The sequence below is a fragment of the Bradyrhizobium quebecense genome (genome assembly GCF_013373795.3).
Lineage (GTDB): Bacteria > Pseudomonadota > Alphaproteobacteria > Rhizobiales > Xanthobacteraceae > Bradyrhizobium > Bradyrhizobium quebecense.
The window spans coordinates 929,320-952,812 of sequence record NZ_CP088022.1 but is presented as its reverse complement, the minus strand read 5'-3'; the positions used below and the strand labels follow the sequence as shown (position 1 = coordinate 952,812).

The 23,493-nt window shown below is 64.3% G+C and carries 21 protein-coding genes; 10 read left to right on the top strand and 11 right to left on the bottom strand.

What is annotated here, in order from left to right:
- Positions 1–10 precede the first annotated feature (10 nt).
- Positions 11–664 carry a TetR/AcrR family transcriptional regulator gene (locus HU230_RS04535; protein ID WP_224924315.1) on the bottom strand — a complete coding sequence of 218 codons (654 nt, stop codon included), beginning with the start codon at positions 662–664 and terminating at the stop codon, positions 11–13.
- A 337-nt stretch (positions 665–1,001) separates the two neighbouring features.
- Entirely contained in the window at positions 1,002–1,853 is an 852-nt protein-coding gene (locus HU230_RS04530; protein WP_176532727.1) for a VOC family protein, read from the bottom strand.
- A 221-nt stretch (positions 1,854–2,074) separates the two neighbouring features.
- Here HU230_RS04530 and HU230_RS04525 point away from each other — a divergent pair, with 221 nt between their 5' ends.
- Positions 2,075–2,968 carry a sugar kinase gene (locus tag HU230_RS04525; protein ID WP_176532728.1) on the top strand — a complete coding sequence of 298 codons (894 nt, stop codon included), beginning with the start codon at positions 2,075–2,077 and terminating at the stop codon, positions 2,966–2,968.
- 21 nt (positions 2,969–2,989) lie between these two features.
- A complete protein-coding gene (locus HU230_RS04520) occupies positions 2,990–3,943 on the top strand; it encodes a ribokinase (RefSeq protein WP_176532729.1) in 954 nt (317 codons plus the stop codon).
- A 96-nt stretch (positions 3,944–4,039) separates the two neighbouring features.
- On the opposite strand, the gene HU230_RS04515 is transcribed toward HU230_RS04520, so the two are convergent.
- Complete coding sequence (locus tag HU230_RS04515; protein ID WP_176532730.1) at positions 4,040–5,263, bottom strand: NAD(P)/FAD-dependent oxidoreductase; 1,224 nt, start codon at positions 5,261–5,263, stop codon at positions 4,040–4,042.
- 259 nt (positions 5,264–5,522) lie between these two features.
- Between HU230_RS04515 and HU230_RS04510 the strand changes: the two genes are divergently transcribed.
- Complete coding sequence (locus HU230_RS04510) at positions 5,523–6,314, top strand: enoyl-CoA hydratase/isomerase family protein (RefSeq protein ID WP_176535146.1); 792 nt, start codon at positions 5,523–5,525, stop codon at positions 6,312–6,314.
- An 8-nt stretch (positions 6,315–6,322) separates the two neighbouring features.
- On the opposite strand, the gene HU230_RS04505 is transcribed toward HU230_RS04510, so the two are convergent.
- The 4 genes from HU230_RS04505 to HU230_RS04490 form a co-directional block, all read right to left on the bottom strand.
- Complete coding sequence (locus HU230_RS04505; protein WP_176532731.1) at positions 6,323–7,663, bottom strand: TRAP transporter large permease; 1,341 nt, start codon at positions 7,661–7,663, stop codon at positions 6,323–6,325.
- Entirely contained in the window at positions 7,660–8,244 is a 585-nt protein-coding gene (locus tag HU230_RS04500; RefSeq protein WP_176532732.1) for a TRAP transporter small permease, read from the bottom strand. Before HU230_RS04500 ends, HU230_RS04505 begins: the two co-directional genes overlap by 4 nt.
- Before the next feature lie 148 nt (positions 8,245–8,392).
- Positions 8,393–9,361: a TRAP transporter substrate-binding protein gene (locus HU230_RS04495; protein WP_224944099.1), complete on the bottom strand. Its 969-nt coding sequence runs from the start codon at positions 9,359–9,361 to the stop codon at positions 8,393–8,395.
- Between the two features lie 186 nt (positions 9,362–9,547).
- A complete protein-coding gene (locus HU230_RS04490; RefSeq protein ID WP_176532734.1) occupies positions 9,548–11,251 on the bottom strand; it encodes an IlvD/Edd family dehydratase in 1,704 nt (567 codons plus the stop codon).
- Positions 11,252–11,424: 173 nt separating this feature from the next.
- Here HU230_RS04490 and HU230_RS04485 point away from each other — a divergent pair, with 173 nt between their 5' ends.
- Together HU230_RS04485 and HU230_RS04480 are read left to right on the top strand one after the other, a co-directional pair.
- On the top strand, positions 11,425–12,117 hold the full coding sequence (locus HU230_RS04485; RefSeq protein WP_176532735.1) for a GntR family transcriptional regulator: 693 nt from the start codon (positions 11,425–11,427) through the stop codon (positions 12,115–12,117).
- Between the two features lie 34 nt (positions 12,118–12,151).
- Positions 12,152–12,721, top strand: coding sequence for an invasion associated locus B family protein (locus HU230_RS04480; protein WP_176532736.1), 570 nt, complete (start codon positions 12,152–12,154; stop codon positions 12,719–12,721).
- Here HU230_RS04480 and HU230_RS04475 read toward each other — a convergent pair whose 3' ends face one another.
- On the bottom strand, positions 12,722–13,543 hold the full coding sequence (locus HU230_RS04475) for an NAD-dependent epimerase/dehydratase family protein (protein ID WP_176532737.1): 822 nt from the start codon (positions 13,541–13,543) through the stop codon (positions 12,722–12,724).
- 125 nt (positions 13,544–13,668) lie between these two features.
- Here HU230_RS04475 and HU230_RS04470 point away from each other — a divergent pair, with 125 nt between their 5' ends.
- Positions 13,669–14,631 carry an SMP-30/gluconolactonase/LRE family protein gene (locus tag HU230_RS04470; protein WP_176532738.1) on the top strand — a complete coding sequence of 321 codons (963 nt, stop codon included), beginning with the start codon at positions 13,669–13,671 and terminating at the stop codon, positions 14,629–14,631.
- Between the two features lie 89 nt (positions 14,632–14,720).
- On the opposite strand, the gene HU230_RS04465 is transcribed toward HU230_RS04470, so the two are convergent.
- Both HU230_RS04465 and HU230_RS04460 read right to left on the bottom strand, forming a co-directional pair.
- On the bottom strand, positions 14,721–16,154 hold the full coding sequence (locus HU230_RS04465; RefSeq protein ID WP_176532739.1) for an aldehyde dehydrogenase family protein: 1,434 nt from the start codon (positions 16,152–16,154) through the stop codon (positions 14,721–14,723).
- A 183-nt stretch (positions 16,155–16,337) separates the two neighbouring features.
- On the bottom strand, positions 16,338–18,704 hold the full coding sequence (locus HU230_RS04460; RefSeq protein WP_176532740.1) for a transketolase: 2,367 nt from the start codon (positions 18,702–18,704) through the stop codon (positions 16,338–16,340).
- A 130-nt stretch (positions 18,705–18,834) separates the two neighbouring features.
- Between HU230_RS04460 and HU230_RS04455 the strand changes: the two genes are divergently transcribed.
- The 3 genes from HU230_RS04455 (at position 18,835) to HU230_RS04445 (ending at position 21,852) form a co-directional block, all read left to right on the top strand.
- Positions 18,835–19,296, top strand: a complete 462-nt coding sequence (locus tag HU230_RS04455) for an Lrp/AsnC family transcriptional regulator (RefSeq protein ID WP_024579268.1) — start codon at positions 18,835–18,837, stop codon at positions 19,294–19,296.
- 991 nt (positions 19,297–20,287) lie between these two features.
- Complete coding sequence (locus tag HU230_RS04450) at positions 20,288–21,073, top strand: carboxymuconolactone decarboxylase family protein (protein WP_420840839.1); 786 nt, start codon at positions 20,288–20,290, stop codon at positions 21,071–21,073.
- 17 nt (positions 21,074–21,090) lie between these two features.
- Positions 21,091–21,852: a glucose 1-dehydrogenase gene (locus HU230_RS04445; protein WP_176532741.1), complete on the top strand. Its 762-nt coding sequence runs from the start codon at positions 21,091–21,093 to the stop codon at positions 21,850–21,852.
- 67 nt (positions 21,853–21,919) lie between these two features.
- Here the strand turns inward: HU230_RS04445 and HU230_RS04440 are convergent, their stop codons facing one another.
- The gene (locus HU230_RS04440; RefSeq protein ID WP_176532742.1) at positions 21,920–22,813 is read right to left on the bottom strand and encodes a LysR family transcriptional regulator; all 894 of its coding nucleotides are present in this window, start codon (positions 22,811–22,813) and stop codon (positions 21,920–21,922) included.
- Between the two features lie 283 nt (positions 22,814–23,096).
- Between HU230_RS04440 and HU230_RS04435 the strand changes: the two genes are divergently transcribed.
- Positions 23,097–23,492 (top strand): (R)-mandelonitrile lyase, encoded by a 396-nt coding sequence (locus tag HU230_RS04435; protein WP_210284276.1) that lies wholly within the window; start codon positions 23,097–23,099, stop codon positions 23,490–23,492.
- Position 23,493 lies beyond the last annotated feature (1 nt).

The following is a 23,493-nucleotide window of genomic DNA, read 5'->3' as shown; positions in this document are numbered from 1 at the left end:
GCTCGGGAACTTAAACCACGCGGTGTTCCGCGGCGTGCCGCACCGGCATCGCGCCAAACGCTGCGGTGGACTTGCCGGTCAGCGCCGCCAGCACCAGCGCGGTCATGTGCTCGAGCCGCTCGTCGCGGGCGTCCTTCTTGAGCAGGTCGCGGCCGAAGATCACGCTCAGCGTGGCGCTGTTGGAGAGATAAAAGAACGCCATCCCGGCGATCGAGATATAGAGTTGCACTGGATCGACTGCGTCGCGGAAATCGCCGCTCTCGACCCCGCGCGTCACCACGGTGCGGATCATCTCGACAAAGGGCGAGTGCATCGACTTGACCTTGGTCGAGCGCTTCAGGTGCTTTGCCTTGGCGAGGTTTTCCGTGTTCAGCAACGCCAGGAACTCGGGATTGCGCAGAAAATAGTTCCAGGTGAAGTGGATCAGGCGCGCGATCGCCTCGGGCGGGTCGAGATGCTCGAGATCGAGCGTGCGCTCCTCGGCGCGGATCTTCTCGTAGGCACCCTCAAGCACCTCGAGATAGAGATCCTCCTTATTGCCGACGTGGTAGTACAGCATGCGCTTGTTGGCGTCGGCATTGGCTGCGATGCGGTCGACCCGCGCGCCGGCGAGGCCATGGGCGGCGAATTCCTGCTTGGCCGCCTCGAGAATCCGCAGCCGCATCCCCTGGGGGTCACGCTGCCATCTCTGTATCCGCTTTGCTTTGGCCAAATCGATCGCCCGTGATGCTGAATTGATGAATGTAGCATGACGCGCGGCGTTTGAGAACGAATGTTGTCGTGACGGCCATGCGGGAATATTTCTCGCAGCGACAGCTTTCGTCATTCCCCGGTGCGCAATTGCGCACCTGAGGGCGCGTCCCTTGGCGCGAGCCCGGAATCCATTCATCCGCAGAACATGTGGCTCGATGGATTCCGGGCTCGTGCTACGCACGCCCCGGAACGACCAAGGAAATGCCCGCGGTGCACGCTGTCGTGACGACGCGCGCATGAAACGCGGCCTAGTCTGGCTTTCCCTGCGAGGGCTGCACCAGGAGCGTCGGCACGCCGCACGTGCCGTTGCGCACCGTCATCACGCGCGTGCCGGGCTTGCGGCCGGTGCGAATCTCCGAGACGCCGGCGGCAACCAGCCGCGCGCGCGTAGCATCGATATCGGTGACGCGCCAGCAGATGCCGCGCAGCCGGTCCGGCGCGTCCGTCTCCGCCTTGTTTTCCTTGCCCGGCCGGTGCGTGACCTCTACCACGAGGTCACCGCAGCGGAAGAACATCAGCCGGCCCCACTCGGGATGCGACCGGTCGAGCGCCATGTCGAGCCCGAGCCGCGCGCCGTAGAGTGCGGCCGCTCGCTCCGAGTCGGCGGTCGAGACCACCACATGATCCATCGCGGTGATCGAGGCCGGCGTGGTGCGCACCGACAGAGGCCGCTCCTGCGCCCGCTCCAGGAAGAACATGCGCACCCCCCGCGTCGCATCTGTCGCCGCGCGCGTGCGCTTCCACGACAGCGTGGCGCCGCTGGTCTCATCGCGGCTCTCGACCTCGGCGACGGGCTCGGGCTTCAGGGTCAGCCGCTCGAGCCTGCGGTGTGTCCTGGCGATATCGCTCGTGCGGAAGCAGAGGCTTGCAAGCCCCTCGCCTTGTGTGACGAGCGCACTGCGGACGCGCTGGGCGGCATCGTCATCGCCGCGAGGCGCCATCAATTCCAGCGTCGTGTTGTCGAGCGTGAACAGCACGCGGTCGGCGCCGTCGCCGCTGTTGCGCCAGGCCGGCGCTCTCGCGAACAGCGCCTCATAGGCGGCGCTGGCGGCAGCAATGTCGCTCGTGAGGACGACGACATGATCGAGACCGGTAATCATGGCTCTGGCCTCCCTGAATCTGCCGTCATTGTGCTTCTCCTTCGAATCCCGGAACCGCGGCCTGCCGCCGGCCGTTATGCGGCATACCAGAACAGGCCGGCACATCCATCATCTCTACCTGTAAACCAAGCAGGGTTGCGAATAATTTCAGCGATATCGGCCGATCAGCGGTGCTAGTCTGATGTTCGGCCGGGACCACACCAAGCGATCACGGGAAGCGAATGCAGGCTCTCTTCATTGGACAGACCTATATCGACGTCACCTTCATCACGGATCACATGCCTGTCGGCGACGAGAAGCACGTTGCGGACGCCTATGCGGTGTCGTTCGGCGGCAACGCGGTGACCGCGGCGTTCTGCTGCGCCAAGCTCGGCATCGAACCGGACCTGATCGCCACCATGGCCAATGACTGGCTGGGACGGATGTTCTGGGACATGGCCGACAGGTACGGCATCTCGTTCCATCCCCGCAAGGTGAACTCCTCCTCGCTGTCCTTCATCATGCCCAACGACGGCAAGCGCGCCATCGTCCGCTGCCGCGACGACCAGCACATCCACCCCTTTCCGCTGCTGAATATCAAGGGCTGCCGCGCGCTGCACATCGACGGCCACCAGCCGGACGCCGCGATCCATTATGCGAAGCTCTGCCGTGAGGACGGTATCCTGACCTCGCTCGACGGCGGCGGCCTGCGCACCAACACCCACGAGCTGCTCGCATTCATCGACGTCGCGATCGTCGCCGAACGACTGTGCGAGCAGATGGACAAGACGCCGGAGCAGATGCTCGACTATCTCAAGAGCCGCGGCTGCCGGGTCGGCGGCATCACCATGGGTGAGCGCGGCCTGCTCTGGTACGACGAGGCGGGCACGGTGCAAACGCTGCCGGCACTGCCGATTCCGCGCAAGCGCGTGATCGACACCAACGGCGCCGGCGACGTCTTCCATGGCGCCTACATCTATTCCTATCTCGCCAATCCCGGCAAAGCCTGGCATGAGCATTTCGAGTTCGCGCGCGCTGCGTCGACCTACAAGATCCAGAAGCTCGGCAACGAGGCCGGCCTGCCGACGCTCGCCGACATCGAGGCAGTCAAGCAGGAGTTCGGCGCCGCGGTCTGACAGGACGGAGTGGGGTTGGGCATGGGGCGCGTCTTCGTCGCCGGCAGCATCAATATGGACGTGGTGGCGACCGCCGAGCGCCATCCGCGGATCGGCGAGACCGTCGCCGGCGAGGCCGTGCTGTATTTTCCTGGCGGCAAGGGCGCCAACCAGGCGGTAGCATCGGCCAAGCAGGGCGTGCCGACCACGCTGGTCGGCCGGCTCGGCACCGATGCGTTCGGCAAGGAGCTGCGAACCTTCCTTGCCGCGCAGGGCGTCGATCTCACTTTCGTCAAGGACACCGCCGGCACGCATTCAGGCACGGCGATCATCACGCTTGCCAATGCCGACAACACTATCGTCGTCGTGCCGGGCGCCAACGGGCTGGTCGATGCCGATGATGTCGCAGCCCCCGTGCTTGCGAAGGGTGACGTCGCGGTCAGCCAATTCGAGATCCCGCTGCCGACGATCGCCGCATTCTTCAGCCGCGCCCGCGCCGCCGGTGCCACCACCATCCTCAATCCGGCGCCGGCGAAACAGGCCGACAAGGCGCTACTCGATCTCGTCGACGTCCTGATCCTCAACGAGACCGAGCTTGGCCTGCTCACGGGAGCGGAGCTGCGCGACAGCGACGACCCGTCCCGCTTCGCCGAGGCGGCACGGACCTTGGGGCGTGGCAAGATCGTCTGCGTCACGCTCGGCAAGCGCGGCGTGCTGGCGCTGGTCGAGGACCAACCGCTGCTCGTGCCGGGACGCGAGGTCAAGGCCGTCGACACCACAGGCGCCGGCGATTGCTTCGTCGGCGCCCTCGCCTCGCAGCTCGCCATCGGCAAGCCGCTTGGCGACACGCTGGCTTACGCCAACATTGCCGCCTCGATCTGCGTGCAACGGATGGGGGCCGCGCCGTCGATGCCGACGGCGCGCGAGGTGACTGCTATTCTCTCCCCGGGTCGTCCCGGCCGAGTGCGCGATTGCGCACGGAGCCGGGACCCATAACCACCGGCTACAATTTGGGGCACGCGCGTAGTAACTGCGTACGGCTCCGCCAATGACCGCCGCGGAGTATGGTCCCGGCTTTCGCCGGGACCACGCTTACATTTGCGCCAGCGCACTCTTCAAATCAAAGCTCGCATCCGCCGCCTGCTCCGGTGTGATCGAGCCACCCGCGCCGAGCAGCCGGCGGCCGAACATGTGATCGCCGGCGCGATTGACCGACTCGATGCCGAGCAGCCTGTCGCCACGATAGCAGAACGCAGAGAACGCCCCCTGCGCGCGGTCGCCGCGCACCACGACGCGATCGTACCCGGTGGTGAGACCCGCCATCTGCAGCTTGTCGGGGCCCTGGTCGCTCCAGAACCACGGCAGGCCGTCATAGACCTCGGTCTTGCCGGTCAGCCGTGACGCTACGCAGCGCGCATGGTCGGTCGCGTTCTGCACCGACTCCAGCCGCAGCGACCCGCCGAAGCGCTTGCTGGTGTAGAGCGCGCAATCGCCGATCGCGGAGACATTCGGATCGGCAGTCGAAAGATGCTCGTCGACGATGATGCCGGATGCGACCGGCAGGCCGGCCTCCGCGGCGAGCTCGACATTCGGCAGCACGCCGACGCCGACCACGACGAGATCGGCCGGGATGTGCGTGCCGTTGCTCAGGCTGACGCCGGTGACCTTGGCGCCATCGGCCTCGATCGCCGTGACCTGCACCCCGAGGTGGATCCGGATGCCGGCCGCGCCGTGGCGCGACTGCGAGAACTCGGAGATCTCCGCAGTCACCGCGCGAGCCATCACGCGCGAGGCGAGCTCGACCACGTCGACCTCGAGACCCTTGGCCCGCGCGGTGGCCGCGAATTCGAGCCCGATGAAGCCCGCGCCGATCACGACGACGCGCATGCCGGGTGCGAGCAAATCGCGCAGCGCCTGGCTCTCGTCGAGGATACGCAGGTAGCGGACGGCGTCGAGCTTTGCGTTGGGAATATCGAGCAGCCGGTTCCGCGCACCGGTCGCGAACACCAGATGGCCGTAGTCGAGCGACGTGCCGGAGGCGAGCGCCACCTTCCGCGCGTTGCGGTCGACCGCATGGGCGTGATCGGTGATCAGCTCGATCTTGTTGTCCTGGTAGAACTTGTCGGGCCGGAACATCAGGGTTTCGGGCCCGCCGGTCCCCTTCAGGTAGGCCTTCGACAAAGGCGGCCGCTGGTACGGCAAATGGCCCTCGTCATTGATCAGGGCGATGCGCTCGGCGAAGCCGGCCTGGCGCAACGACGCCGCGAGCTGGAAGCCGGCATGTCCGGCGCCGACGATGATGACCGAGCCTGTCATCGGAACAACCCAAATACGCGCGAGCAGGAGTGACCCATGCCGTTTCCTCTTGTCGATGTTAGCTTGCGTGCCCCGTCACCACAGCGCTCGTGTCTGCGTACCGAAGGCGCGCGCTATTTGGCCCCATGGCTCGCGCTGATGCAAGGGGGTCTCCGGCAAATCTGGCCACCCGAAAAGCCCCCTCCGAGCCCCTGCCGGATTGCCACAGCTCCCGCCAAGGCCTTAAATGTCCGGAAATAACAAGCCCAAGGTCTTCAAAATGCCCGATCCCGCCTCCCCCAATGACCCCGCTTTGCTCCGCATCGACGGCGCCATCGCGACCATCACGCTGAACCGGCCGGCCGCGTTCAACGCGATCGACATGACGATCGCCAAAAAGCTCGAGCAGCTCGGCGCCGAGGTCGAAGCCAACAAGGACATCCGCGTGCTGGTCATCGAGGGCGAAGGCCGCGCCTTCTGCGCCGGCGGCGATCTGCAGACCATCGGTGCTGCGACCCAAGCCAACAACATCGCGCCCGTGGTCGGCGAGATGCTTCACCACTATCACGCCTTCATCGAGACGGTTCGGCGGATGCCGAAGATCGTGCTGTCCAGCGTGCACGGGTCGGCAGCCGGCGCCGGCATGGGCCTCGCCTTCGTGACTGACCTGTGCATCGCCGCGGAGGATGCCCGTTTCACGCCCGCCTATGCCAAGATCGGCGTATCGCCGGACGGCGGCAGCACGGTCGGCATCGCCGGCACCGTCGGGACACGTCGCGCGCTGCAGATTTTCCTCGCCGAGGATGGCTTCACCGCGCAGCAAGCCTATGAATGGGGACTGGTCGTCAAGACCGTCCCCGCGGCCGAGCTGAAGGCGGCCACCCGGCAGCTCGCCGAGCGCCTGGCGAAAAATCCGCCGGCCGCGATCGCTGGGACCAAGTCGCTGGTCTATCAGGCCGCCACCACGCCGACCAAGCAGCAGCTCGATGCCGAGGAACACAAGATCATCACGTCGATGCATACCGACGATTTCCGCGTCGCGGTGAAGAAGTTCACCAGCAAGTCGAAGTAGAGGGTGGGCTAGTTCGGGCAGATGTATCCGGTGCCGCCGGGTGCCTTGAAGCAACCGACCGATTCCGGGATCACCTGCTTGGGCAGCCACAGCACGACCTTCGGGAAATAGATCGTGAAGCAGATCGTGACCAGGAACACGACGTAGATCGGCAGCGCCGCCCGCAACGCTTTTGCAAAGCTGATGCCGACGAACTTCGAGGCCATCAGCAGCACGAGCCCGTAGGGCGGTGTGATCAGGCCGAAGGCTAGTGTCGCGATCAGCACGACGCCCATATGCACGCCATTGATGTCCCCCGCCTGGGTCAGCGCGTTCACCAGCGGCATGAAGATGATGATGGTCGGCACCGGCTCGATGAAGTCGCCGACCACGGTGAACAGCAGCACCATCAGCAGCATGATGAGGTGCGGATCGTTGCCCGCGATCGAAGTGATCCAGTCGGCGATGTAGATGGCGCCGCGCAGATAGGCCAGCATCCAGCCGAATGCGTTCGCCGCGCCGATCGTGATCAGCGGCAGCGAGAAGATCAGACCGGCCAGGCAGAAGTCATACGGGATCTTTTTCAAGTGCCCGCGGTTCAGCGCCGGGATCACGACGAGGATGATGTAGGCGACCGCCACCACGCCGGCCTCGGTCGGCGTGAACCAGCCGGTCAGGATGCCGCCGAGCAGGATCACCGGGATCATCAGCGGCAGCGCGGCGTCACCGGCGGCGAACGCGATCTGGCGCAGCGGCGCTCGCGGCTTGCGCAGGCCCGACGGGCCGAAGAAATAGCAATAGATCATGAGCCCGAAGCCGATCATCAGCCCGGGAACCACCCCAGCCATGAACAGGCCGGCGATCGAGACGTTGCCGACCGCGCCATAGACCACGGCCGTGATGCTCGGCGGCACCAGCGCCGCGATCGTCGAGGCCGAGGCGATGATCGCGGCGATGAAGGCCGGCTCATAGCCCTCCCGCCGCATCGGCCCGCCGAGCGCCCTGCTCATCACAGCGACATCGGCGGTGGTCGAGCCCGACATTTCCGAGAAGAACATGCTGAACACGACGACGACCTGCGACAGCCCGCCCCTGATATGACCGACCAGCGAGACCGACAGGTTGGCAATGCGGACCACGACATTCGCCGAGCTCATGAGCTCGCCGACCAGCAGGAAGAACGGGATCGCCAGCAGCGCCTCGGAATCGACGCCGTCAAAGATCTTCTGGATGATCGCGGCGAGCGATACATCCGACAGCATTGCGCCGACGAATACGCCCGCCATCAGCGAGAACGGCACCGGCACGCCGAGATAACCGAAGAACAGGAAGCAGGACGACATCAACACCAGCACGACCGGTGCGCTCACGGCTGCACTCCCGTGGTCGCACTGGTGTTGATCGCGGGAATCGCAAGATCCTCGTCCGGCGGCTCCGGATGCTCAAATCCGTTGCGGATGCCGTTGACGAGCTGCTCGACCGTGAACAGGCCGATCAGGATGCCGGACAGTGGAATCACCGCATAGAGCGATGCGATCGGCGTACCGGACGGCAGCCGGAAACTGCCGAAGCCGCGAAGGTAATTTTGATAACCGTACCAGACCAGGCAAAAAGCAACGCCCAGCACCACCAGTCGGATGACGACCTCGACGACCAGCCGCGACCTGCCATGCATCGCCTCCGAGAGCGCGGTGAGATAGAGATGGTCGTTGCGCCTGGTCGCGACCGCGGCGCCAATGAAGATCGCGTAGATGAACAGCGTCGAGGTCACCTCCTGCAGCCACAGCCAGGGATGACCGATGGTGCGCGTGGCGATGTCGGCGGTCACCGAGAGCGAGAAACCGAAGCACAACAGGCCGCACAGCATCATCAGGATCAGCTCGAGCCGATCCAGCGCCCGCCATTTCAGATGCCGCTGCCGTTGCAGCACCAGTCTGTCGGCGATGGCCATGGCTCAAATTTCCCCGTCGTCCCAGCGAAGGCCGGGACCCATTACCCCCGGCTCGAGTTGGTTGCAGAACGGCAGCAGCCCAATCGCCTAGCTTGATAGGCCGCGGCGTATGGGTCCCGGCTTTCGCCGGGACGACGCATGAAGCGGACTAGTTGATGGCGCGGATCAGGTTCTTGATCTTCTCCGCGTGCGGGCCGAGCTCCTTGGCGAGCTTGTCGAGATAGGGATCGGCGATCGCGGTGAAGCTCTTCTTGTCCACGTCATCGACCACCTTGACGCCGAACGACTTCAGCTTGGTCAGCGCATTCCGCTCCAGCTCGAAGGCTTTCTGCGGCTCTTTGGCGCTGACCTCGTTGGCGGCGGCCTGCACCCATTGCTTCTGCTCGGCGGAGAGGCTCTGCCACAGCTTGTCGGAGACGAACAGCAGGGCATTGTTGGCCTCGTGCTCGGTGATCGACAGCACGGGCGCGACCTCATAGTGCTTGTTGACGAGATAGACGTTGATGCTGTTCTCGGCGGCGTCGACCACGCCGGTCTGCAGCGAGGTGTAGACGCTGCCGAACGGCATATGCACCGTCTGCGCGCCATAGGCCGGGAACATGGTGTCCTCGGTCGCGGTCGCCTGCACCCGCACCTTCACGCCCTTTAGGTCGCCGACGTTGTGGATTTCCCTCTTGCTGTAGATGTGGCGCACGCCCTGCGAACCGGTGCCGATCACATGCAGGCCCTGCGCGGTCTCGTCGATCATCGTCCTGATGGCGTCGAACACCTGCGGGTCCGCCAGCGCCTTGATCACATGGGCGTCGTTGCGGAACAGGAAGTGCAGCGACATCACGCCGGCCTGCGGCGAGATCGTCGCCGTGTTGGCGGAGGAGACGATCGCGAACTCGATATCGCCTGATTTCACGAGCTGCAGCAGCTGCGGCTCCTGGCCGAGCTGCGCGCCGGGATATTGGTCGACGATCATCGTTCCCTTGCTCAATTCCTTGAGCTTCTCGGCGAACAGATCGCCGGCGACCGAATAGCCAGTGTTGCGTGGCTGGTCGTAGGCGAAGCGGAAGTGCTTGACCTCCTGCGCGCCGACGCACGCCGGCAGCAGCAACGCTGCCGCGGCCATGGCGATCCCGACGATCCTGGCTGAATAGCCCATCGCGACGTTCCCCCTGTTTTTGATTGACGCGATCATCCCACCAGTCCGACGGGATTGTCAATAAAACAGAGACAGTTGAACGCCCACAGGCGCAATCACGTACTGCGTCACTCGAATTATCGATAATTCGGCAATTGCGCCGAACGGCGCTCGCTACTTCCCCTTGGCGCGCATGAAGTCGAAATCGCAGCCCTCGTCGGCCTGCAGGATCGTTTCATTGAAGAGATGCGCGTAACCGCGGTTGGCCCAGTCCGGCGTGCCGGCAGGGGCGAGCGCGGCGCGGCGCTTCTGCAGTTCGGCCTCGTCGACCAGGAGATCGATGCTGCGCTTGGCGACATCGAGCCGGATCATGTCGCCGTTCTGCACTAGACCCAGCGGACCGCCGACGGCGGACTCCGGCGTGATGTGCAGCACGATCGTGCCGAACGCAGTGCCGCTCATCCGCGCATCGGAGATGCGGACCATGTCCTTCACGCCGGTGCGCGCAAGCTTCTTCGGGATCGGCAGATAGCCCGCCTCCGGCATGCCGGGGGCCCCCTTCGGGCCGGCGTTGCGTAGCACCAGCACGTCGTCGGCGGTCACGTCGAGCTCGGGATCGTCGACGCGCAGCGTCATGTCCTCAACCGACTCGAACACCACGGCACGGCCGGTGTGCTGCAAGAGCTTTGGGCTCGCCGCCGACTGCTTGATGACAGCACCGCGCGGCGCGAGATTGCCGTGCAGGATCGCCATCGCGCCCTCGGACTTGATCGGGTTCGCCTTGGAGCGGATTGCATCCTGCCCCGGCACGTCCTCCGCGCCGGCCACAACCTCGCGCAAGGTCTGACCGGTGATGGTCCTGGCATCGAGGTCGATGAGGTCGCCGAGCTGCGCCATCAGCTTCGGCACGCCACCGGCATGATGGAAATGCTCCATGTAGTGTTCGCCCGACGGCTTGAGGTCGACCAGCACCGGCACTTCGCGGCCAAGCTTGTCGAACGCCTCGAGATCGATCTTGTAAGGCGAGCGGTTGGCAATCGCCGTGAGATGAATGAGCCCGTTGGTCGAGCCGCCGATCGCCTGCAATACGACCTGGGCGTTGCGGAACGACGACGGCGTCAGGATCTCGCTCGGCTTCGGCCCCTTGGTCTTCGCCATTTCGGCGGCGACGCGTCCGCTGGCCTCCGCGGAGCGGAAGCGCTCGGCATGCGGCGCCGGGATCGTCGCGCTCATCGGCAGCGACAGGCCGAGCGCTTCGGTGATGCAGGCCATGGTGGAAGCCGTGCCCATCACCATGCAGGTGCCGACCGACGGCGCGAGACGGCCGTTCACGGCCTCGATCTCGACATCGTCGATCTCGCCGGCGCGATACTTGCCCCACAGCCGGCGGCAATCGGTACAGGCTCCCAGCACCTCGCCCTTGTGATGGCCGACCACCATCGGCCCGACCGGGATCACCACCGTCGGCAGATCGGCGCTGATGGCGGCCATGATCTGTGCCGGCAGGGTCTTGTCGCAGCCGCCGATCACGATCACCGCATCCATCGGCTGGGCGCGGATCATCTCCTCGGTATCCATCGCCATCAGGTTGCGCAGGTACATCGAGGTCGGATGCGCAAAACTCTCGGCGATCGAGATGGTCGGGAACACGAACGGCATCGCACCCGACAGCATCACACCGCGCTTCACCGCTTCGATGATCTGCGGAACGTTGCCGTGGCAGGGATTGTAGTCGCTGTAGGTGTTGGTGATACCGACGATCGGGCGATTGAGCGCATCGTCCGAATAGCCCATCGCCTTGATGAACGCCTTGCGCAGGAACAGCGAGAAGCCGGCGTCGCCATAGCTGGTCAGTCCCTTGCGAAGTCCGTCGGCCATTTTCTTCTCTTCCCGTGTGTTCGTTGGCCGCACTTAAGGAGCAGCAGGAATTATTGTCAATATGAGATAATCTGGCGGAGAAGCCCAGTTGGCCTGCGGCAAAATCGCCCCCATTATTGACAATGGCCATGACGTCATGCTGACCTCAGGCACCGAACCGAAGCCGAGAGCGCATGAAAGCCGAGCCCGCCTTGCCCGAACTCCAGGCCCCCTCGCGAGAGGAGGAACAGGCGGAAGTGATCCGCCGGCTGGAGGAGGACATCATCTTCGGCCGCTTCGCGCCCGGCCTGCGGCTGGTCGAGGATACCCTGATGCAGCGCTACGGCGCGAGCCGGCATTTCGTCCGCCAGGCGCTGTTCCAGCTCGAACGCCAGGGCATCGTGCTGCGCGAGAAGAATGTCGGCGCCACGGTGCGGTTCTATTCGGCCGAGGAAGTGCGGCAAATCTACGAGGTGCGTGAGATGCTGACGCGCCAGGCCGCACTGATGATCGCCCTGCCCGCGCCGGTCAGCCTGATCGAGCAATTGAGCGAGCTGCAACGGCATTACTGCCTCAAGGCCGACGCGCAGGACATGCGCGGCATTCACGAAACCAACGATGCATTCCACCTCGCGCTGTTCTCGGCCTGCGGCAATCCCTACCTCGTCCACTCGCTGCAGGACTACATGAACCTGACGTTGCCGATGCGCGCCAAGAACCTCGCCGACAGCGAAGGCCTCGCATTGTCGCGCCGCCAGCACGAATTGATGATCGAGCTCTTGAGGGGCCGCGACAGCTGGGCGCTGGCGCAACTCTGCGTCGATCACATGCAGTACAGCAAGGCGGATTATCTCGTCCGCATCTCCAACGACAAAAAGCCGCAATAGCGCGATACGCGGCCTGCTCGTGAAGGAGACGGCGATGCGCTACGTGGCTTTGTTGATAGGATCGATCGCCGTGCAGCTCGCGCTTGGCGGAATTGCCAACGCGACCGACCCGCGCGCGGCCGAGCTCACCTATGAGCCCTGGACCAAGACCTGCCTGACCGAGGCGAGTTGCTTCGTCGCTGCCGCCGCGCGCGGCCAGTGCGCGCCGTCTGGCGGCTCCATCAGCGTCTCGCCGCAGACCAGCACGCGCGCACTGCTTACCGCGAATGTCGGAACGCGGACCATGCTGGAAGGCACGATCAGCCTCCGCATCGATCAGGACGAACCGATGCAGATCGCCAGGACGCACTGCTACACGCTCGGTTGCGGCGGCACGCTGGAGGCCAATGGCGAGCTGATCGATCGGCTGAAACACGCGCAAGCGATTGTGGTGGAAGCGAAGAACCTGACCGGGCAGAAGATCAGCCTCAATTTCCCGCTCGCCCACTTCTCCCAGACCTATGATGGGCCCGGCAGCGCACCCAACGCATCCGGGCAAAGCTCGAGCGAGCCGCAGCGCCAGCACACCGAGGCCGTGAAGCAACTGCCGCAATGCGACGACTGATCATTTCTTCCAGTCGATCACCCTCGTCCTGTCGCCGTCGAACTCCATGCTGCAGAACGTGCCGCCCTGGTAATAATCGCCGACGGGATCCCGCGGCAACTTGGCCTGCTCGGCCATCGCGTGCTCGCGGAAGTCTTCGCCACGACCGCTCGGACGATAGCCGAGATCGTAGGCGCGGTGATTGTCCCACCACGAGCGCTCGTTGTGGGACGCACCATACAGCACCTCGAAATGAATGTCGGGATGTTCGAGCCCGATCCGGCAGAGCTGCACCAGATCTTCCGGCTTGAGCCAGATCGAGAGCCTGCGGTGATCGAGCGGCGCTTCGCCGAAATTGCCGATCCGGATGCAGGTCACCTTGATGCCGTGCTTGTCGGCATAGAGCGCGCCGACGCCTTCGCCGAACACCTTGCTGACACCGTAGCGGCTGTCCGGCCGCGCGGTGACATCGGCGCCGATACGGTGATGGCGCGGGTAAAAGCCGACCGCGTGATTGGATGAGGCGAAGATCACGCGCTTGACGCCCTGCTTGCGCGCCGCCTCGAACAGATTGTAGCAGCCGATGATGTTGGCCTGCAGGATCGCATCCCAGGAACCTTCGACCGAATAGCCGCCGAAATGCAGGATGCCGTCGACGCCCTCGCAGATCGCCTCGACCTCTGCGAGGTCGGCGAGATCGGCCGCCTTGAACTTTTCGTTGCTGCCGAGATCGGAGGGCTTCTTGATGTCGCTCAGCAGGAGATCCGGATAGATCGGCGGCAGCAGCTTGCGCAGGCTGGTGCCGATTCCACCCGATGCGCCGGTCATCAATATGCGTGGCATGCCGTCCCTCGTCTTTCCTGTTTGCTCAAGGGGATCATTGGACCGAATTGCGGTCGCAGGCCGACAATGATAGCAAACCATGCGCTCAAGGAAACACCATCGAAACACAACAACGAGAACAGCAAATGTCCGATGTTCATTCCGCCGGCTGGCGTCCCGCGACCTGCTATCCCGATCCCGCGATCCACGCACTCGACCCGCGCTTCGAGAAATACTGGCTGAAGCTCTCCGCCGTTGAGCGCATCGCCACCGGCCTGCGCTGGGCCGAAGGCCCGGTGTGGTTCGGCGACGGCCGCTATCTGTTGTGCAGCGACATCCCGAACCAGCGCATCCTCAAATGGGAAGAAGAGACCGGCGCGGTCAGCATCTTCCGCAAGCCGTCGAACTTCGCCAACGGCAACACCCGCGATCGCCAGGGCCGGCTGATCACCTGCGAGCATGGCGGGCGCCGCGTGGTGCGCACCGAATATGACGGATCGATCACCGTGCTGATCGATTCCTTCGGTGGCAAGCGGCTGAACTCGCCGAACGACGTCGTGGTGAAATCCGACGGCGCGATCTGGTTCACCGATCCGATCTTCGGCCTGCTCGGCAATTACGAGGGCTACAAAGCCGATCCGGAGATCGAGCCCAACGTCTACCGGCTCGATCCCGAAACCGGCAAGGCCAGCATCGTCGCCGAGGGCGTGCTCGGCCCGAACGGACTGTGCTTCTCGCCGGGCGAGAAGATCCTCTATGTCGTGGAATCCCGCGGCGAGCCGAACCGCAAGATCCTTGCCTATGACGTTTCCGCCGACGGCAAGACGATCGCGAACAAGCGCGTGTTCATCGATGCCGGCCATGGCACGCCCGACGGCATGCGCTGCGACATCGACGGCAATCTGTGGTGCGGCTGGGGCATGGGCGATCCCGAGCTCGACGGCGTCGTCGTGTTCGCGCCCGACGGCGTCATGATCGGCCGCATCGCGCTGCCGGAGCGCTGCGCCAACCTCTGCTTCGGCGGACTGAAGCGCAACCGCCTGTTCATGGCGGCCAGCCAGTCGATCTATGCGCTCTACGTCAACACCCAAGGCGCGCTCGGCGGTTAGAAGGCAAAGAGGACAAAGTCTCCTCCAAACGTCTGACGCCGGAGCGGTTGTTCGCCCCGGCGTCAGAATCTTGTCTCTCGTGGCTCGGCTTACGCGGCGTTGTAGCCGGCGACCGCCTTGGCCTCGAGATATTCTTCCAGACCGTAACGGCCCCACTCGCGGCCGTTGCCGGACTGCTTGTAGCCACCGAACGGCGCGGAGCGCTCGTTCGGCACGCCCTGCAGGTTGACGTTGCCGGCGCGGATCTGGCGGCCGACGCGGCGCGCGGTCTCCACAGTGTCGGCCGAGACGTAACCGGCGAGACCATAGGGCGTGTCGTTGGCGATCTTCACCGCCTCAGCCTCGTCCTTGGCGCCGAGGATGGTCAGCACTGGTCCGAAGATTTCCTCGCGGGCGATCGTCATGTCGTTGGTGACGTCGGCGAAGATGGTCGGGCGGACATAGAAGCCCTTGTTGACGCCCTCGGGCAGGCCCGGGCCACCGGCGACGAGCGTTGCGCCCTCGTCGATGCCCTTCTGGATCAGCGCCTGGATCTTGTCCCACTGGCCGCGGTTGACGACCGGTCCGATGGTGGTGCCGTCGGCACGCGGATCGCCAGCCTTGGTCTTGTCGGCGACGCCCTTCGCGATCGCGGCGACTTCCTTCATCTTGGAGAGCGGCACGATCATGCGCGACGGCGCGTTGCAGGACTGGCCCGAGTTGTTGAACATGTGCATCACGCCGCCGGTCACCGCCTTGGTGAGGTCAGCACCCTCGAGGATCACGTTCGGCGACTTGCCGCCGAGCTCCTGGCTGACGCGCTTCACGGTCGGCGCAGCACGCTTGGCGACATCGACACCGGCGCGGGTCGAGCCGGTGAACGAGATCATGTCGATGTCCGGGTGCTCGCTCATCGCCGCACCCACCTCCGGGCCGAGGCCGTTGAGGAGGTTGAACACGCCCTTCGGCACGCCGGCTTCATGGAGGATTTCCGCGAAGATCAGCGCCGAGGTCGGGGTGAACTCCGAGGGCTTCAGGATCATGGTGCAGCCGGCGGCGAGCGCGGGCGCGACCTTGCAGGCGATCTGGTTGAGCGGCCAGTTCCAGGGCGTGATCATGCCGACGACGCCGACCGGCTCGCGCACGATCACGGCGGTCCCCATGGTCTCCTCGAACTCGTACTTCTTGAGCACTTCGAGGGTGTTCATGAGATGGCCGAGGCCGGCACCGGCCTGGAGCTTTTCGGCCATCGGCAGCGGAGCACCCATCTCGTCGGAGACGGCGGCGCCGATCTCCTTCATGCGGCCCTTGTAGACCTCGACGATCTTGGTGAGCAGCGCGATGCGCTCCTCGCGGCTGGTCCGGGAATAGGTCTCGAACGCGCGCTTGGCGGCGGCAACTGCCTTGTCGACATCGGCCTTGGAGCCGAGTGCAACCTCATACATCGCTTCTTCGGTCGCCGGATTGACGACGGGGGTGGACTTGCCATTGACGACCGGATCGACCCAGGCGCCATCGATGTAGAATTGCATACGATTGACCATCGGAAACCTCTTGTAGGGGGCGTATGGATAAGGGGAACGGAAAGCGTTCGGCAGGCATCCTTGCACGAAAGCAGGGCGAATTGAACCCGCCATATGCGGGGCGCGGCTCGTGCACGCCCACGGCATATAATGTCGCAGGCAAGCGAGTGACAAGACTTCTTCACCCTCCCCTGGAGGGTGAAACTACACCGCCATCTTGCGATGCCGCACCGGGGCGCCGACCGAGAGGCTTTCCGCCGCATCGATGATGGCGTTGGCGTCGATGCCATAGTGCCGGTAGAGGTCTCCGATCGTCCCGGTCTGGCCGAAATGCTCCACGCCGAGCGCCTCGACCCGATGGCCGCGCACGCTGCCGAGCCAGCCGAGCGAGGCCGGATGGCCATCGATCACGGTCACGATGCCGCAGTCGCGACCAAGCGGCGCCAGCATGCGCTCGATATGACTCAAATGCTGCGTGCCTCGGCGGTCGCGGCGCAAATTCCGCGCGGCGGACCAACCCGCATAGAGCCGGTCGGCGGAGGTTACCGCCAGGAGACCGACATCGCGGTGGCTCTCGCCGATCAGGCCGACCGCCTCGATCGCTTCCGGCGCGACGGTGCCGGTATACGCAACAACGATGTCGCAGTTCGGGCCCGGCTTGCGCATCCAGTAGGCGCCATCGGTGATGTCGCGCTGCAGGTCCGGTGTCATGATCCGCTGCGGTTGCTCCAGCGTCCGGGTCGAGAGTCGCAAGTAAACCGAACCGCCCTCTGCACCCTCGCGCTGCATGTGGCCAAACCCCCAGCCCATGATCACGGCAAGTTCATCGACGAAGGCCGGATCGAACGAGGCAAGGCCATCCTGCCCCATCCCGATCAGCGGCGTCTTGATCGACTGATGCGCGCCGCCTTCCGGCGCCAGCGAGATGCCCGACGGCGTCGCCGCCACCATGAAACGGGCGTCCTGGTAGCAGGCATAGTTCAAGGCATCGAGGCCGCGCTCGATGAAGGGATCGTACAACGTGCCGACCGGCAGCAGCCGCGCGCCGTTGATTTGGTGCGACAGGCCGAGCGCCGAGAGCATGATGAACAAGTTCATCTCGGCGATGCCGAGTTCGAGATGCTGGCCCTTCGGCGAATATTCCCAGGTGTAGGCTGACGGGATCTTCTCCTGCCGGAACAGGTCGTGGTTCTCCGCCTTCGCAAACAGGCCGCGGCGGTTGACCCAGGCACCGAGATTGGTCGACACCGTGACGTCGGGCGAAACGGTGACGATGCGCGATGCAAGCTCGCTGTCGCCGCGCGCCAGCTCATGCAGCACGAGGCCAAAGCCCTGCTGCGTCGACATCTGCGCGGAGGCCTTGAAGGTCAGCCGCTCCGGCACGTCGATTTCAGGCGCCGAGAGACGACGGCGTCCCTCGCGGTTGAACGGCGCCTCGGCCAGGAACGCCTCGAGCTTCGCGGGCTCCTGAGACAGGCCCTCGAACTTGTCCCACTCGTGGCCGGTGCGGATGTTCTGCGCGGCGCGCCACTTCTCCATCTGCGTCACCGTCATCAGGCCGGCGTGGTTGTCCTTGTGGCCCTGCATCGGCAGGCCGACGCCCTTGATGGTGTAGGCGATGAAGCACACCGGACGATCGTGGTCGATCGCCTCGAAGGCCTCGATCATGCTCGCCATGTCGTGGCCGCCGAGGTTCGACATCAGCGCCAGCAGCTCGTCATCGCTGCGGCGATCGATCAGCGCCGACACGTCGCCCTGGTCGCCGATATCGTCGCGCAGATGCTTGCGGAACGCCGCGCCGCCCTGGAAGCAGAGCGCCGCGTACATCTGGTTCGGGCAATTGTCGATCCAGCGCCGCAGCGCCTCGCCGCCCGGCTCGGCAAACGCCTCGAGCATCAGCTTGCCGTATTTTACGATCACCACGTCCCAGCCGAAATTGCGGAACATGGTTTCGAACTTGGCCCACAGTCCCTCGCGCACCACGGCGTCGAGCGACTGCCTGTTATAGTCGACCACCCACCAGGTGTTGCGCAGACCGTGCTTCCAGCCCTCGAGCAGCGCCTCGAAGATGTTGCCCTCGTCCATCTCGGCGTCGCCGACCAGCGCGATCATGCGGCCCTCGGGCCGGTCCTTCAGCCAGCCGTGAGCCTTGACGTAGTCCTGCACCAGCGAGGCGAACAGCGTCTGCGCCACGCCGAGGCCGACCGAACCGGTGGAGAAGTCGACGTCGTCGGTGTCCTTGGTGCGCGACGGATAGGACTGCGCGCCCTTGTAGCCGCGAAAATTCTCCAGCTTGTCGCGGGTCTGATGGCCGAACAGATACTGGATCGCATGGAAAACCGGGCTCGCATGCGGCTTCACCGCGACGCGGTCCTGCGGGCGCAGCACCGAGAAGTAAAGCGCCGACATGATGTTGGCGAGCGAGGCCGACGAGGCCTGATGGCCGCCGACCTTCAGTCCGTCGGTCGAGGGCCGCACATGGTTGGCGTGATGGATAGTCCACGACGACAGCCACAGCACCTTGCGGGCCAGGGCTGTGAGCATGTCGAGGCGTTCAGGCGCGATTCCCATGGCAATGCTCCGGGCGATATCTCGGATGTTACTGCCGCGGGGGCCGCCGAAAATCTCAATTCCGCGCGACAGCACAGGAAAAATTGGGATAAATTCCCACGATCCCGCCTTAACCAACGAGTTCATCCCAATGCCTGCCCTCGACGCCATCGACCGCAAGATCCTGAGTCTGCTCCAGACCGACAGCCGCATGACCATGCAGGAGCTCGCCGACAAGGTCGGGCTGTCGGTGTCGCCCTGCCACCGCCGGGTCAAGCTGCTCGAGGAGCGCGGCGTCATCAGCCGCTATATCGCAACCGTCGACCAGAAATCGCTCGGGCTGCACGTCTCGGTCTTCATCTCGATCAAGCTCGCGCGGCAGAAGGAGGAAGACCTCAACCGCTTCGCGCGCGCGATCTCGAAATGGGACGAGGTGCTCGAGTGCTATCTGATGACCGGCAATCGCGACTACCTGCTGCGCGTGGTCGCCGCCGACCTCTCCTCCTATGAGGCGTTCCTGAAGAACAAGCTGACCCGGCTCGACGGCATCGCCTCGATCGAGTCGAGCTTTGCGCTGAGCCAGGTGAAGTATTCGACGGCGTTGCCGGTGTGAGGGCGCTGGTTTTGAGCCTCGCTGGCACCAAGACCACACTGTCGTCCCGGCGAAGGCCGGGCCCCATACGCGGCAGCAAGCGTTGTAGGCGGGACTCGCCGTTCCAGCATCGCGCAACAAGCAGCATTTGGGGTTATGGGTCCCGGCCTTCGCCGGGACGACAGCGAGGGTGTGGCGCGGTTTGTCAGTCAAACATCCACATTCTCGCGACATGATCTGTCCGAGTTTTGCATTTCGTTTCGCCCTCCCTTGAAGAGGGCGCAGGGAAAGCCGGGTGCCGATCGCACCCATGGGCCCCGAGCAATGGGTAGAAAGCTCGGGGGTAGGACCACAGGTGTAACCGGAGCAATCCGGCTTTCCCTGCGCGATGGGTTACGGCTTACTTCGTGCTCTCCCCGGCGAGACTGGGCTTGTTTGTCACCGTCTCCGCAAAAACGCTTGCGCGTTTTGCGGGGAGACACCTACCACTAGGGCGTCGGAACCACACGACTTCACCGTCCGCCTCACGCGCACTCGTCAGTTGCACGATCGGCGTCCACCGCATCTCGACCCACGTTCGTGACGACCGCGAAGCGCCCCTCGATTGGGTGAGACGGGCAATCTATAGCACTAAGTTGCGATTCTGATAAAGCGAAATATTTCTATAGGTCTTGCGCCGTCGGGCAACTCAGTGATTGGCATTCGGCCAGACACCCGCTGCTGCAGCATTCGCCGGCTCGCAAAGCTCATTGCTTTCGCTGAGAATCTAATCGCGTACCAGTAATCCGACATTCAATCTCGCGGTCCGCGACAATTCATAAGCCGTTTTCATAAGTCCATACGAATTCACCCACCTAATCGCATGGCGGCCCGTTCAATATAACAGTCCCGACAGGCAGTGATCGCCTCGATCGGTCGGCAGGACAAATCCTCTCGCGACAGCGGGAACTTGGTTCGTCGCAGGTGCGCCCGAGCGGACCGATACTCGGGATGTCCGTCACAGGAGATTCCCGTGAAGCCTTACATCGCCGCTTTCGCATTGCTGTCGCTGGCGTCGATGGCACCCGCAACCACAACGGAGACCGCGATGACCGGATCGAAGCCGATGCTGACCTCTGACGAATTGCGCAAGGTCGCTCCCGCGCTCGACGCCTACACCCATAACCGTCTTCTCGGCGATGTCTGGAAGCGCCCCGGGCTCGCGCCGCGCGATCGCAGCATCGTCACGCTGGCAGCGTTGATTGCGCGCAACCAGACCATCGAGCTATCGTATCATTTCAATTTGGCGCTCGATAACGGCGTCAAGCCGCGCGAGATTTCGGAGATCATCACCCACCTCGCCTTCTATGCCGGCTGGGCCAATGCGATGTCGGCGGTCGCCGTTGCAAAAGACGTCTTCGCTGCCCGCAATATCGGCGCCGAAGAGCTGCCCGCTGTCGCGGTGACGTTGCTGCCGATCAACGAAGCGGCCGAGGCACAACGCGCCACTTTCGTCGAGGAACAGTTCGGCGCGACGTTTCCGGGGGTCGTGCAATACACCACCGATGTGCTGTTCCGTGATCTGTGGCTACGACCGGATCTCGCACCGAGAGATCGCAGCCTGGTCACCGTGAGCGCCTTGATCGCCAATGGGCAGACCGCGCAGCTGACGCCGCACCTCAACCGGGCGATGGATAACGGCCTGACTCAGACCGAGGCCTCGGAGGCGATCACGCAACTGGCGTTCTATGTCGGCTGGCCGAACGTGTTTTCGGCGATGCCCGTCGCGAAAGATGTCTTTGCAAGACGTCCCCACTGAGGTCAAAGGCACTCGTCATGAACATATCGTTTGACAACCAGGTTGCCCTCGTCACCGGCGCGGGATCGGGGCTCGGCCTTGCGGCAGCGAAGGCCTTTGCAGAGGCGGGCGCAGCGGTGGTGCTGGCCGACATCAACGAAATGGCGGTGGCGTCCGCCGCCGCGGAATTATCCGCCCGGGGGCACAAGACCCTCGCCATCCGATGCGACGTCGCCAACGATGCGGAGGTCGAAGCGATGGTGGAACGCACCGTCGCCACCTTCGGGCGGCTCGATGCGGCCTACAACAACGCCGGCATTCAGAACGTGGTCGCGGAAGCCGCGGAGGCGTCCCGGGAGGATTTTGACCGCGTCATGAGTGTCAATCTCCGCGGCGTCTGGAGCTGCATGAAGTTCGAGCTACGCCAGATGCTGAGGCAAGGCAGCGGCGCCATCGTCAACTGCTCGTCGATCGGAGGATTGGTCGGCGGCGCGAAACGCGGAAGCTACCAGGCCTCCAAGCACGGGGTGCTTGGCCTGACCAAGAGCGCGGCGCTGGACTATGCGGCGAAAGGCATCCGGATCAACGCAGTTTGTCCGGGTATCATCCATACGGCGATGCTCGACAGGATGATGCAAACCCAGGCCGACGCTCTTGGTGCTATGCTGAAGGACGTCCCGATCGGCCGGCTCGGCCGACCGGAGGAGATCGCGAACGCCGTGCTCTGGCTGTGCAGCTCCGCCGCCAGCTTTATGGTCGGTCATGCGCTGACAGTGGATGGCGGGTATACGATCCGATGAGAGCAGACATCGGAGCTTTACCTCGCCCTTGAGGTGAACAAATTCCGCAGCGAGCGAAACCATCGCGCTAGGCGCGATGCCGCAGCGCTTCGACAAGCAGCGCGAATGCTGCAGATGGCTGGCGCCGGCTGGGGTAATAGAGATGGTAGCCCGGATAAGGAGCGCACCAGTCCTCGAGCACCCGCTTGAGACGGCCCTTGTTGATGTACGGTTGAACCAGGCCTTCCGGCAGGTAGGTCAAACCGAGACCTGCGAGCGCCGCTTCGAGCATCTGGCTCGTGGTGTTGAAGAACAGCTGGCCCTCGACCCTCACCTTGAGTTCCCGCGCGCCCTTCTCGAATTCCCAGGCGTATAGCCCGCCGTGGGTGGGCAGGCGAAGATTGACGCAATTGTGCTCGACCAGCTCCTGCGGCGTTTTCGGCTCGCGTCGGTTCCGGAAATAGGACGGTGAGCCGACCACCGCCATGCGCGCATCGGGTCCGATGCGCACCGCAATCATGTCCTTGGCGACCTGCTCGCCATCGCGCACGCCGGCGTCGAAACGCTCAGTGACGATGTCGGTCAGGCCGTAGTCGCAGATGATCTCGACCTTGATGTCCGGATACGAGCGCAGAAGCTTGGCAAGTTTCGGCAGCAACACGGCGTTGGTGGCGTATTCGGTGGCGGTGATGCGGATGGTGCCGGAGGGCCTTTCGCTCAACTCGCTCAGGGCAGCAAGCTCGGCCTCGATTTCCGCGAGGCGCGGACCGATGCTGCGCAGCAGCCGCTCCCCCGCCGCGGTCGGCGAGACACTGCGCGTGGTGCGGGTCAGGAGACGCAGCTTCAGGCGCGCCTCGAGCTGCTTGATGGTGTAGCTGAGCGCGGATTGCGAAACGCCGAGCTTGGCGGCGGCCTTGGTGAAGCTGCCCTCGCGGGCGACGATCACGAAAGCCGAGAGATCATCGAGATGGCCGCGCTTCATTTATCGAGCCTGTTTCTAAGTCCATGCTGATTATAGCGGCTAGTCGTTATAGCCGCATGCATTAAATCCAGTGCAGGCGGTGACCTCGATAGCGTCGCCTTGTGAGCAGACGGAACCATGGTCAATGGATCGATCGGACACGCGGCTCCTGCGCGGAAAAAGCGCGGCAGTCACGCGAAGGCAAATGCTGGCGGTTGCAGGCGGCCTCGTGGTTGGGGCCTCGCACAGCGACCTTGCCGCCGCTCCGGCCGCACCGGACCTGACAGAGAAAAGGATGAGAGCGATGGATATCAAACGCAGCGGCTCACGTCCCTCAGGCAAGGGGCCTGAGGCCTGGTTCACCGGCGCGGTCCGCGTCGATCCGCTGTTCCAGGTCGGCGATCCCGCTCGTATCAACGGCGGCCACGTCACCTTCGAGCCCGGCGCCCGCACCATGTGGCACACCCATCCGCTCGGCCAGACCCTGATCGTCACGTCAGGTCTCGGCTGGGTGCAAAGCGCGGGCGGACCCGTCGAGGAGATTCGTCCCGGCGACGTCGTCTGGTTTCCGCCTGGCGAGAAGCACTGGCATGGCGCGACGACGACGACCGCAATGACGCATATCGCCATCACGGAATCGCGCGACGGCAAGAATGTCGACTGGCTGGAAAAGGTCAGCGACGAGCAATACCGCAAGTGAA